Below are 12481 nucleotides of genomic sequence, written 5' to 3' on the forward strand. Positions count from 1 at the left end.
GTCGGGCCTGGGGAGGGTCGGTTTCAATGACAGTTGACAGTCTTGAATCACAGCTTGAGCAACGGCCATCGTAAGCGAGGACCCCGGCGTGCCGGGAGGTCTGGCGGTGACAGCCCACCAGGACAACGGGCAGGCGACACCGATGGTGCCGTGTTCCGCCCACGAAATGCGCGAATCGTGACCGCCCGCTCACGCACCGCGCCGCCGCGCCGCCCGGGGAACGCAGCTGGGGGATGGGGACGAGCAGGATGGCGTCACCGCGTTCCACCGAGCAGAATCGCCCGATGGAACCCGTCACCCTGACCACCGAGCGCCTGGTGCTGCGCACCGTGGACCGGCGCGACACCGCCACGGTGTACGCGGCCGCGCAGGACCCGGACATCCAGCGCTGGACCACGATCCCCTCGCCGTACTCGCGTGAGCACGCGGAGGGTTTCGTCGAACGGGCCGTCCCCGAAGGCTGGGCCACCGCCTCGATGTTCACCTTCGGCCTCTTCCTGGCCACCGGGGAGCTGGCGGGGATGCTCGGCATCACCATGCGCTCCCCGGGCACCGGCGAGATCGGCTTCTGGGCGACCAGGGAGCACCGCCGCCACGGCTACGTCACCGAGGCCACCCGCGCCGCCGCCCACTGGTCCTTCACCACGCTCGCCCTCGACCGCCTCGAATGGCGCGCCGAAGTGGGCAACGCCGCCTCCCGCGCGGTGGCCGAACACACCGGCTTCACCTTCGAGGGCACCCTCAGGGCCGGCCTCGACAACAACGGCGTCCGCCGCGACTGCTGGATGGCCTCCCTGCTCCCCTCGGACCTGGGCCTGCCCTCGACAACGCCGTACGTACCGTCACCGTCCTGACCCCGACGCCCCGACGCACCGCCGGTGCCGGGGGATGCCGGGGCGGGCCTCAGGCGTCCCGTATCCCCAGCTCAGCCCCGCCTGTCAGTCCCCTCCCCTACCCTGCGGAGCATGACCTCCCTCCCGCGCCCCGCCACAGAACTCACCGCAGACGAGGCCCGCAGAATCGCCCTCCGGGCACAGGGCTTCCTCGGCGCCCCGGACCGCAGATCCGGCGTCCGCGGCGTGCTGCGACACCTGGGCGCGGTCCAGCTCGACACCATCTCGGTCCTCGCCCGCTCCCACGAACTCATCCCCTACGCCCGTCTCGGGGCCGTGGGCCGCACCACGGTCGACCGCGCCTACTGGACGGACACGCACGCCTTCGAGTACTGGTCCCATGCCGCCTGCATCCTCCCCATCGAGGAGTGGCCCCATTTCGCCTTCCGCCGCCGCGCCTACCGCGCCCGCCCCCAGTGGGGCCACCAACTCCCGGACGGCGCCTACGAGCGCGTCATCAAACAGCTGCGCGACGAGGGCCCTCTCACGGCCACGGAGCTGGGCGGCGCGAAGCGCACCAGCGAGTGGTGGGACTGGTCCGGCGAGAAGGTCGCCGTCGAACGCGCCCTGATGTACGGCGAGGTGGTCTGCGTGGAGCGCCGCGGCTGGAAGCGCGTGTACGACCTCGCCGAGCGCGCCGTCCCGAAGACCCTGCTGCACGACGACCTGGACGACGCGGAGTGCGTACGCCGCCTGGTCCGTCTGGCCGGTGAGGCCCTGGGCGTCGGCACCCGCGCGGACATCGCCGACTACCACCGCCTCAAGGGCGAGCAGTTCGACGCGGTGGTCGCCGACTCGGGCCTGGTCCCGGTGACGGTGGAGGGCTGGGCCAAGCCGGCCTGGGCCGACCCGGCGGCGCTGGCGGCGCCCCCGCGCGGCCGCCACCGCACCACGCTCCTGTCCCCGTTCGACTCCCTGATCTGGGAGCGGGCCCGCACGGAGCGCATCTTCGGCTTCACCCACCGCCTGGAGGCCTACGTCCCCAAACAGAAGCGCGTCCACGGCTACTTCGCGATGCCGGTCCTCGCCGGCGGCCGGCTCGTCGGCCGTGTCGACCCCGCCCGTGACGGCCGCACCCTGGTCGCCAAACAGGTCACCCTCGACGGACCGAAGGCGGTCCCGGCCGTGGCCCAGGCCCTTGTGGAAGCGGCGACCTGGGTGGACTGCACGGACGTGCGCGTGGAGCGGGTGGACGCTCCCGAGCTGCGCGAGCCGCTGGCGCGGGAACTGGTGCGCGCGCTTTCCTGATCCTCGGCATCCTCGGCATCCTCAGCGGATTTCGAGGATCTTCTCCCGCATCGCGTAGACCACGGCCTCCATCCTGGAGTGCAGCTGCAGCTTCTCCAGGATGTTGCGCACGTGGTTCTTCACGGTGTTCTCGGAGATGAACAGCTCCTTGGCGATGTCCCGGTTGTTCATTCCGGTCGCCACGAGCTTGAGTACTTCCAGTTCCCGGTCCGTCAGCCGCGGCGCCGGCACGAGGCGCCGCTCGTCCGTCCGCTGGATCATGGACTTGAACTCGGTGAGCAGCTTCGACGCCATCGAGGGGCTGATCTGCGACTGTCCGTCGGCGACGGCGCGAATGGCCGTGGCCACCTCGTCCGTGGAGATCTCCTTGAGGAGATAGCCGGTCGCCCCCGCCTTGATCGCGTCGTAGAGGTCGGCCTCCTCGTCACTGATCGTCAGCATGATGATCTTCGCACTGGGGGCCACCTCCTTGATGGAGGTGCACGCCTCGATACCGCCGCGTTTGGGCATCCGTACGTCCATCAGCACGATGTCGGGCAGCAGGTCCGCGGCCTTGTCGACCGCCTCCGCCCCGTCACCGGCCTCGCCGACGACCTGGATGTCCTCCTCGGCGGCGAGCACGATCTCCAGGCCGCGGCGGAAAAGCGCGTGGTCGTCGACGACGAGGACCCGGATCGGCTCCTTGCGCGAGGAGCCGGAGGCGGAGTCCATGCCGACGGAGCCGTCGTCGGCATCCTCGTCACGCATCGGTCCGAAACTGCTGTCCGCCATCGTTCCTCCCCCTGAAGGCCGTGGCCTGTGTTTCTGTGCCATTGCCAACCCAAGGCAACGGCCCCCCGGTTGGGGCCGGTTCGGCCATGATTTCATGCCCGGCCCGCCCTGCGGTGACAGAGCGGGCCGCAAGGGGTCGCACACCGGTGCCCCTGGGGGCGCACAAGCGCTCCAGGGGCACCGGCCGGCTGTCACCGGCGCGCTCAGCCGCCGAGCGCGCCGCCCGGGGCGTCCGCGTGCGCCTGGGCGACCATCGGGTCCGTGCTGAGGTGGATGACGCCGTAGTCGTAGGCGTGCCGCCGGTAGACGACACTCGGTTCCTTGGTCTCGGAGTCGACGAAGAGGTAGAAGTCGTGCCCGACCAGTTCCATCTCGTAGAGAGCCTGGTCGAGGGTCATCGGAGATGCGACGTGGGTCTTCTCGCGGACGATGAGGGGACCTTCACCCTTCACCTCCAGCGAACCGATCTTCTTGGTGGGCACGCCGTCCGTCTTCTCCTCGTCGGCGACGTATCCATTGCCGTTGAGGGTGGCCACGCCGGGGACGTGGTCGGCGACCTCCGCGGCAGTGAGCCTGCGCGCGCCACGGCGCGTGTAACGCTTGTCGTGCTGCTTGCGCAGCCGGGCCTCCAGCTTGTCCGCCGCCAGGTCGAGCGCCGCATACGGATCGCTTGCCGCTGCCTCGGCCCGGATCACCGGCCCGCGGGAGTGGAGCGTGATCTCCACCCGGTCACTGCGGTCGGCCTGTCGGGGGTTGGGCTCCTTGGACACCTCGACGTCGAGGCTGATCACCTTGCCGTCGAGCTTCTGGATCTTCTCCAGCTTCAGCTTCTCGGCCACGTGCTTGCGGAACCGCTCGGGCACCTCGGTCTTGCGGCCCTTGACGACGATGTCCACGCAGAACTCCGTTCCCGGATCGCTCCGCTCCACTGGCGGAGCATCTCCCTTGTGCACCAGGTTCCGGTGGCTCCCGGAACCGCGGACTCGGTGACTTCCACCTCCTCCTCCCCCGTGGACAAGATCTCCACCCACCACCGCGGGGTGATTCGGAAAAGCCGCAGCGCAGCATTCGGATATGTGGTGAACGGCCGGGGCCATTCCCTCACAACCGAACATATCTCGCCCGGCCGGATGTCGTCACCCTCTACTGGGGCGTACCTCCGTTCAGGTGAAATGGCCCTTTCATTACCTGCAACGATGCAAGTTCTCTGTCAGTTCCGGTTTATTTCGAAGGAGTCGGGTGGCGCGGCGACCACCGCCGCGCCGATGCCGTCTCCGGCACCGTCCGCACCCGTCATTCCCGTCACCCCCCGTGCTCGCACCGCCCCATCCGGCTTCCCATCCGCAACGCGTTCACCCGTCCGGTCCGCATGCCCGCCCCGGGCCGCCCGAACCGCCCGGGCCGCCTCCGCGAGCGAGGCACCCGTCGTCATCAGGTCGTCCACGAGCACGATCGCGCCCCCGTTCAGCAGTGGGGTACCCCCGGCGGCAACCTCCAGTGCACCCGCGAGGTTCTCCAGCCGCTGCCGGGAGTCCAGCCCCGCCTGGTCGGCCACGGCCCGCCGCTGCCGCAGCACCCCGGCGACCCGGGCCGGTGTCCCGGTGCGCCGCAGCTCCCCGGCGGCCGCGAGCGCGATCCGCCGCGCCGGGTCGTGCCCCCGCGCCCGCACCGCCCGCCGCGCGGACGGCACCGGGACCAGCAGCACCGGCCCGCCACCACCCGCTCCACCCGCCCGTACGGCCCCTGCCAAGGCCGTGCCGAGCGGTCCGGCGAGTGCCAGCGCACCCCGTTCCTTGTGCGCGATCAGCGTGGCCCGCACCGCGTCCTCGTACGGTGCCGCCGCGTGCACCACGGGCAGCCCCGTCGGCTCCGGCACCGGTCGCACCCGGCACGGCGCGGCTCCGGTCAGAGCCGCGCGGCACTCCGGGCAGAGCACCGCGCGTAGCCTCCCGCACCCTCCGCACTCGGCCGGCAGCACCAGATCCGTGAGGTCCCGCCACCACCCCCGCATGCCCACCACTGTGCCGACGCACACGAAAACCTGCCACCCCTGTGGACAACCGCCTGTGGACAACTCACCGCGACCGCACAGGGGTTGTCACCCACACGAATGACGAGCGCCTGAAGAACGAGGGCGGGGGCCGTGAACCGAGGGGCCGTGAACCGAGGGGCGGCCGAGGGACGGGGAGACCGAGGGACCGCGGCACCGAGTGCGGAGGCGCAACGGGTCAAAGCACTGAGGGACGGGCGAGGGCCGGGGAGAACCACCCGGCGACCCCGAGGCCCCGCCCCCGCCCTCTCCTCGACCTCACCCCGGATAGACCGGCGCCGACCCTTCCTTGACGACCGTCTGCCACTGCTCCCCGGGGGACAGCCGGACGATTCCGTCGGCCGAGTGCGCGACCAGCGGCTGGCTCTCGTCCTCGGACGCGGCGATCTCCTCCACACCCGTGAGCGCGGAGGGCCCGGAACCCGGTGCAGGGGAGCCGTCGACCCGGACGTACCGCATCTGCTGCACGCCGCCGGATTCGCGCCCCACGACCACGAGTTGGCTGTCGCCCGCCCACGACATGGCGGTGACGTCCTCCAGGTCCGGTGTCACGGACCGCAGTTCGACGATCGAGACGGTGGTGCTCTCCGCGTCCGCGTCCCGCTCGATGCGCCCGATGTACAGCGCCCGCTTGCCCTCGCTCTTCAGGATCAGCGCCACCCGCACCCCGTCGGCGGCCACCCGGACCGCCTCGATCCGCCCGTCGAGGTTGGGCGTCCTGACCTCCAGCGGCTCACCCATGCCGTCCGCCAGGACGAGCAGCCGGGGCTTGTCGGGGTCGCGGTCCGCCACCCACAGATCGCCCCGCCCGTCCCAACTGGGCGTCGTCAGCCGGTCCTTCGCAGTGGCACCGGCGCTGCTCAGCACCGGGTCGCCGATCGAGGAACCCGCCGTCAGCGGCGCCACGTACAACTCGCTCCCGTCGGCCGACACACCGGCCGCGCGCTCCTCGTCACGCGAGACGGCGGCGGACCGCAACTGCTTCTCGCCGTCACCGAGCGCGCCGGGAACGGCCGTCGGCGTGGTCGCCGCGCCCCGCCCGGACAGCCGTACGAGCTTGTGGTCGCCGTCGATGAAGTACTCGAACTCCGCGGTCTTGCCGAAGTCGTGCGAGGCGACGACCTCGTCGACCGTGCTCTCACCGAGCACGCACAGCTGCGCGCCGGTCGACCCCTGCAGCTCCACCTCGTCCACACCCGTGGGCATGTAGTCCTGCAAGGTGAACAGGAGCTGGGCGGCCATCTCCTTGCACCGGCTCGCCGAGACGTGGTCGGCCTTCTTGTTCAGCGGCACGACCAGCCTGTTCTGGTCGTCGGGCGTCAGCGCCCTGGTGCCCTTCCTCAGGGCCGTACCGGACGGGAAGCTCGTCCTCGCGACCGGGTTGAGCCAGCTGGTGGGGCCCTTCAGCAGGTCGCGGACCACCTGCGTCACCGGGTCGACCTGGCTGCGCACATAGACCGGGTCGGCGACGGTCCCCGGCTCACCGGACTGCGCGGCGGAGGTGAAGTAGTACTTGTTGATGGACTTGTAGTTGCGTTCGAAGTCCGACCGGCCGAGCACCACACCCGACGGCAGCCGGTCGATGCGCCACTGCCCGGTGTCCTTCACGCGCGTGAGGTGCACCTGCCTGCTGTACTCGCCACTGGTGGGCGTGTACGCGTGCTGCTCGTCGACCCGGGCGACCCGTTCGCCGGACAGCTCGTAGCGGTACTCGTCGTCGTCGGACCGTTCCCCCGTGCCCGGGGTGTAGGGGGTCGGGGCCTCGGCGAGGACCGTGGTCGACTCACCGGGATCCCAGTCCTTGGCCGCGTCGCCGGTCAGGTACTTGCGCGCGGTCTCGTACCTGAGGTCGTCGCTGGTCAGGGCTTCCAGGAAGCCCTGCACGATCTCCTGCGGCTCGGCGTCCTCGGCGGGCGGCAGCGCGAAGACCCGCACCGGCGAGTCCGGCCTCGGGGTGGACTCGACATCACGCATGTCGCCGCTGTCCGGCATCGAGGCGCACCCCGCCAGCAGGACGGCACACACGCCGACGCCCCCGATCCGCACGGCCGCCCTCGTCGGACGCCTACGGCCGCCTTCCACGCGGTCAGCGCCCACGGAATGCCTCCCCCTGGTCGTGCTGCCGCTCCGGATCACTCTCGGCCGGCCTCTCCTCGGCCCGTCCCGCATCGCCGTCGGACCGCCGCGGGGGCGGGGCCACCGGCGATGCCGGAGGCGGTGTCGCGGACGGCGTCGCGGACGGTACGCCCGGCCGGGGCACCACGCGCGCGCCGTTGCCCGGCAGTGCCGTCGGATCCGCCGTGGGAGCCTGTCCGGCGCCCGCCCGGGGCCCTATGGCCGTCCTCGCGGCCCCCGGCTCACCGGCCTGCACCGGCACCGTGGCGAGCTTGCCGCCGCCCGCGAGCGGCAGACCCGCGTCGTTGAGTCCACGGTGACGTCGGGAGTCCTTCGGCTCCAGGGGTATCGGGGACCCGCGCAGCGGCTCGTCCGCCGTCCTCGGCAGGGTGAGCCGGAACTGCGAACCGCCGCCCGGCTCGCCCCACGCCTGCAGCCAGCCCCCGTGCAGCCGGGCGTCCTCCAGGGCGATGGACAGCCCCAGCCCCGTACCACCGGTGGTACGCGCGCGTGCCGGGTCCGCCCGCCAGAAACGGCTGAAGACCCGCGTCGCCTCCCCCGGCTTCAGTCCCACGCCGTGGTCGCGCACCGCGACCGCGACCGCGCCACCCGCCGCCGCCAGCTTGACCACGACGTCCTTGCCCTCGCCGTGCTCCACGGCGTTGACCACGAGGTTGCGCAGCACCCGCTCCACCCGCCGGGCGTCGGCCTCGGCCACGACGGGCTGCTGGTCCCCCAGCACCCGTATCCGCGTCCCCTTGCGCTCCGCGAGCGGCTCCGCCCCGCTGACGACCTTCCGCACCACCTCGCGCAGGTCTATCGGCTCGGCCTCCAGAGCCGCCGCGCCCGCGTCGAACCGGCTGATCTCCAGCAGGTCCGCGAGCAGCGACTCGAACCGGTCCAGCTGGTCGGCGAGCAGCTCGGCCGACCGCGCGGTGATCGGATCGAAGTCCACGCGCGCGTCATGGATGACGTCCGCCGCCATCCGGACGGTCGTCAGCGGCGTACGCAGCTCGTGCGACACGTCGGAGACGAACCGCCGCTGCATCCGTGACAGGTCCTCCAGCTGCTGGATCTTCAGCTGCAGGTTCTGCGCCATCTTGTTGAAGGCCTCACCGAGCCGCGCGATGTCGTCCTCGCCGCTGACCTTCATCCGTTCCTGCAGCCGTCCGGCGGACAGCCGCTCGGCGATCCCGGCCGCCATCCGCACGGGCGTGACGACCTGCCGCACCACGAGCCAGGCGATGGCCCCGAGCAGCACGACGACGAACAGCCCGGCCGTCGCGAGCGTCCCCTTGACCAGGCTCAGGGACTTCTCCTCCTGGGTGAGCGGGAAGAGGTAGTACAGCTGGTACGGCTTGCTGTTGGGGTCGCTGACCTGTTTGCCGATGATCAGCCCCGGCTCGGACTCCTGGCCGTTGTTGTAGTGGATCCGCGTGTAGCTCTGGACGGCGCTGGTGCCGTCGTCGACGCGCTCGCGCAGTTCCACGGGCACGCTGAGGTCCCACTGCACGCCACCGGAGACACGCGGTCCGAGCCCGCCGGTCTCGCCGTCGGCGGAGGCGGGACTGAGCGTCACGACGTCAAACGCGCCCTGGCCACCGCTGGAGAGCGAATTCACCAGGGTCGTCATCCACTCGACGACGTTCTGCACCCGGTCGCCGTCCGGGTCCGGGTTGTCGTTCCCGGCCGCGCTCGCCTCACTGTCGGCCCGCTGCTCGGCGACCGTGAAGCCGCCGGCGGCCTGGCTCTGCGAGGCCTTGACCTTCGCGTCCAGCAGTCCGTTGCGGACCTGCCCGATGACGACGAAACCCAGCAGCGACACGACGCTGAGCGACATCAGCAGCGTCGTCACGACGATCCTGAGCTGGATGTTGCGCCGCCACAGCCGCATCACGGGCAGCAACGGGCGACGCACCCAGCGCATGAACAGCCTCAGGACAGGGCTGCCCTGGACTCCGCCCTGGAGCAATCCGCCCTCCAGCAGACGCCCCCATCCGGAACCCGACGTCTTCCGGCCGACAGGCCGCTCCGCGCGGGTCCCCGGCTGGCCGGGCGCCGAAGCGGCACTGTCACCGGACATGTCAGCTGGGCCCTGCCTTGTATCCGACACCACGGACGGTCACCACGATCTCCGGCCGCTCCGGGTCCTTCTCGACCTTGGAGCGCAGCCGCTGCACATGCACGTTCACCAGACGGGTGTCCGCCGCGTGGCGGTACCCCCAGACCTGCTCCAGCAGGACCTCCCGGGTGAACACCTGCCACGGCTTGCGCGCCAGCGCGACCAGCAGATCGAACTCCAGCGGCGTCAGCGCGATCGACTGCCCCTCACGCTTCACCGAGTGCCCGGCCACGTCGATGACCAGGTCACCTATGGCGAGCTGCTCCGGCGCCGGTTCCTCCGACCGCCGCAGACGCGCCCGGATCCGGGCCACCAGCTCCTTCGGCTTGAACGGCTTCACGATGTAGTCATCCGCGCCCGACTCCAGGCCGACCACCACATCGACGGTGTCGCTCTTGGCCGTGAGCATCACGATCGGCACCCCGGACTCCGCCCTGATCAGACGGCACACCTCGATCCCGTCCCGGCCCGGCAGCATCAGATCCAGCAGCACCAGATCCGGTTTGGCCTCACGGAACGCGGCCAGCGCCTTGTCGCCGTCGGCTACGAAAGACGGCTCAAAACCTTCACCACGCAACACAATGCCGAGCATCTCGGCCAGTGCGGTGTCGTCGTCGACGACAAGGACTCGTCCCTTCATGAATGCCATCATCCCATTAACTAAATCGTTACCTGGCGTGACCTGTCACACAGCTCGGCAAGCGCATCAGCGGTCACGGGCGACACAGCCCCTTCCTCGGTGACGATCGCCGTCACCAACTCGGGTGGCGTCACGTCGAACGCCGGGTTGTACGCCTGGGTCCCCAGGGGCGCCACCGCGATCCCACCTCCCGCCTCTGCTCCCGCCCTCGGGACCTGAGGTGCCGTGATCTCCGTCACCTCGTGCCCCGCGCGCTGTTCCACCTCTATGGACGCCCCGTCCGGGGTGTCCACATCCACCGTCGTCAGCGGCGCCACCACGATGAACGGCACGTGGTGGTACCGGGCGAGCACCGCGAGCGGATAGGTCCCGACCTTGTTCGCCACCGATCCGTCGGCGGCGATCCGGTCGGCGCCCACCAGCACCGCGTCCACCTCTCCGGCCGCGAACAGCGAGCCCGCGGCATTGTCCGTGAGCAAGGTGTACGCCATTCCGCTGCGCGCCGCCTCATAAGCGGTCAACCTGGCACCCTGCAGCAACGGCCGCGTCTCGTCCACCCACAGCCTCCGCAGCCGCCCCACCCGGTGCGCGGCCAGCGCCACCGCGAACGCCGTGCCCTCGCCGCCCGACACCAGCGCCCCGGTGTTGCAGTGCGTGAGCACCCGGTGCCCGCCGCCCGGCAGCAGCTCGTCCAGCAACGCCAGACCGTGCGCGGCCATCCGGGAGCTGGCCTCGGCGTCCTCCCGGTGCAGCGCCCGCGCGGCGGCGAGCGCCGCCTCGGCGGCCCGCTTCTGGTCGCCCGTCCGGCCGAGCTCGGCCCGGTGCGCGGCCCGCGCCCGGCGCACACCCACCGCGAGGTTCACCGCGGTGGGCCGGGCGCCCTCCAGCGCCTCGGCGGCGTCCTCCACGTCGAACCCGCGGACGGCGGCGAGCGCGACGCCGTACGCCCCGGCGATCCCCAGCAGCGGCGCCCCGCGCACGGCGAGGACACGGATCGCCTCCACCAGCGCGGGCGCGTCCGTGCACACCAGCTCGACCTCCTCTGCCGGCAGTCTCGTCTGGTCGAGGAGGACGAGGACGGGGCCCTCGGGCGGCTCGTCCCATCGGATCGCCGGTATCCCGGTCGGCCGGGTGTCGTCGCCGGATCGCGCGTACTGATCAGCCATGCGGTCAGTCTGCCCCGTATCCGTCGGACAATTGAAGGTGCGCAGCGGATACGGCCCCCGGTCACTTCGCGGAGACCGCGTGGCACGATGGGCGCCAACCTGCCGCCGCGACCGCGGACGAGCACCGTGAAGGAGCGACGATGAAGGACACTCCGGGCTGGGCCTCGCCCGGATCCGCCCCCTCCGGCGGCCAGGAGCCGGACCACCAGGACTCCGCGCAGCCGGCGGACCGGGCCGAAGCCGACCGCACGCAGCCCGCGGACCACACCGGCGCCGACCAGACGCCCCCGCAGTCCAAGTGGTCCAAGGAACAGCCGCCGCCCGCCCAGTGGTCCGCTCCCACCCCCCAGGCCCCCGACCGGACCCCGCCACCACCGCCCGGCCCGGGCTGGGGCGGCCACCCCGGCCCCGGCGGCCGGCCCGGATACGGCGCCCCCGGTCACGGCACTCCCGGCTGGGGCGGCGGCTGGGGCGGCCCCCCGCCCGCGGCCAAGCCCGGCGTGATCCCGCTGCGCCCGCTCGGCATCGGCGAGATCCTGGACGGCGCGGTCTCCACCATGCGCACGCACTGGCGCACGGTCCTCGGCATCTCCCTGGCCGTCGCGGTCCTCACCCAGATCGGAGTCATCCTGCTCCAGGGGTTCGTCCTCGACGACACCGCGAGCGCCGACGCCCTCAACGACCCCAGCGCCACCCCCGGTGAACTGGGCCGCGCCCTGGGCGACACCCTGCTGAGCACCTCCGTCGTCATGGTGATCTCCCTGCTGGGCACCATCATCGCGACGGCCCTGCTCACGACCGTGACCAGCCGCGCCGTCCTCGGCAGGTCCGTGACCACCTTGGAGGCCTGGCGGGACGCCCGCCCGCAGCTCCTCAGGCTGGCGGGGCTGACCGTCCTGCTGCTCCTGATCGCCGCCCTGATCATGACCGTCGGTGTGCTGCCCGGCGTCCTCCTCGCCGCCGGCGGCTCCACCGGCGGAGGCGTCCTCCTCGCCCTCTTCGGCGGACTCGGCGGCTTCGTCCTCACCGTGTGGCTGATGATCCGCTTCTCGCTCGCCTCGCCCGCCCTGATGCTGGAGAAGCAGGGCGTCCGGAAGTCTCTCGGCCGCTCGGTCAAGCTGGTGCGCGGCTCCTGGTGGCGGGTCCTCGGCATCCAGCTCCTCGCCGCGATCATCGCCTACATCATCGCGTCGATCGTCGTGATCCCCTTCACCTTCGTGGGCGCGGCCCTGGACGGGGACGGCATCTCCGGCCTCCTCACCACCGGCGGCGCCACACTCGGCTGGACCTACCTCGTCATCAGTGGCGTCGGCGCGGTGATCGGATCCACGCTCACCTTCCCGATCAGCGCGGGCGTCACCGTGCTGCTCTACATCGACCAGCGCATCCGCCGCGAGGCCCTCGACCTCGAACTGGGCCGCGCCGCCGGTCTCCAGGGCTACGGCGACGCCCCGGGCGCCACCCCGGGGAGCTGAT

Annotated in this window: 10 protein-coding genes; 3 read left to right on the plus strand and 7 right to left on the minus strand. The window is 71.6% G+C overall.

The window, feature by feature from the left end; all coding sequences use genetic code 11:
• The first annotated feature begins 284 nt into the window (after positions 1-284).
• A complete protein-coding gene (locus tag H4687_RS19140; protein ID WP_046917246.1) occupies positions 285-854 on the plus strand; it encodes a GNAT family N-acetyltransferase in 570 nt (189 codons plus the stop codon).
• A gap of 111 nt (positions 855-965) precedes the next feature.
• Complete coding sequence (locus H4687_RS19145) at positions 966-2141, plus strand: winged helix-turn-helix domain-containing protein (protein WP_046917247.1); 1176 nt, start codon at positions 966-968, stop codon at positions 2139-2141.
• Between the two features lie 21 nt (positions 2142-2162).
• On the opposite strand, the gene H4687_RS19150 is transcribed toward H4687_RS19145, so the two are convergent.
• From H4687_RS19150 to mtnA, 7 genes are all read right to left on the minus strand, one after another.
• The gene (locus H4687_RS19150) at positions 2163-2912 is read right to left on the minus strand and encodes a response regulator (RefSeq protein WP_046917248.1); all 750 of its coding nucleotides are present in this window, start codon (positions 2910-2912) and stop codon (positions 2163-2165) included.
• Positions 2913-3115: 203 nt separating this feature from the next.
• Positions 3116-3808, minus strand: a complete 693-nt coding sequence (gene hpf / locus H4687_RS19155) for a ribosome hibernation-promoting factor, HPF/YfiA family (RefSeq protein ID WP_020115584.1) — start codon at positions 3806-3808, stop codon at positions 3116-3118.
• Positions 3809-4122: 314 nt separating this feature from the next.
• The gene (locus H4687_RS19160) at positions 4123-4923 is read right to left on the minus strand and encodes a ComF family protein (RefSeq protein ID WP_046917249.1); all 801 of its coding nucleotides are present in this window, start codon (positions 4921-4923) and stop codon (positions 4123-4125) included.
• A 297-nt stretch (positions 4924-5220) separates the two neighbouring features.
• Positions 5221-7059 (minus strand): LpqB family beta-propeller domain-containing protein, encoded by a 1839-nt coding sequence (locus H4687_RS19165; protein WP_046917250.1) that lies wholly within the window; start codon positions 7057-7059, stop codon positions 5221-5223.
• Positions 7049-9160 carry an MtrAB system histidine kinase MtrB gene (gene mtrB, locus H4687_RS19170; RefSeq protein WP_046917251.1) on the minus strand — a complete coding sequence of 704 codons (2112 nt, stop codon included), beginning with the start codon at positions 9158-9160 and terminating at the stop codon, positions 7049-7051. The genes H4687_RS19165 and mtrB overlap by 11 nt, the downstream gene beginning before the upstream one ends.
• Position 9161: 1 nt before the next feature.
• The gene (mtrA, locus tag H4687_RS19175) at positions 9162-9851 is read right to left on the minus strand and encodes a two-component system response regulator MtrA (RefSeq protein ID WP_189823911.1); all 690 of its coding nucleotides are present in this window, start codon (positions 9849-9851) and stop codon (positions 9162-9164) included.
• Positions 9852-9859: 8 nt separating this feature from the next.
• The gene (gene mtnA / locus H4687_RS19180) at positions 9860-11005 is read right to left on the minus strand and encodes an S-methyl-5-thioribose-1-phosphate isomerase (protein WP_046917252.1); all 1146 of its coding nucleotides are present in this window, start codon (positions 11003-11005) and stop codon (positions 9860-9862) included.
• 140 nt (positions 11006-11145) lie between these two features.
• On the opposite strand from mtnA, the gene H4687_RS19185 reads away from it, so the two are divergent.
• Positions 11146-12480 (plus strand): glycerophosphoryl diester phosphodiesterase membrane domain-containing protein, encoded by a 1335-nt coding sequence (locus tag H4687_RS19185; RefSeq protein ID WP_050399267.1) that lies wholly within the window; start codon positions 11146-11148, stop codon positions 12478-12480.
• Position 12481: the final 1 nt, after the last annotated feature.

Origin of the sequence: Streptomyces stelliscabiei (assembly GCF_014873495.1) — a bacterium.
Lineage (GTDB): Bacteria > Actinomycetota > Actinomycetes > Streptomycetales > Streptomycetaceae > Streptomyces > Streptomyces bottropensis.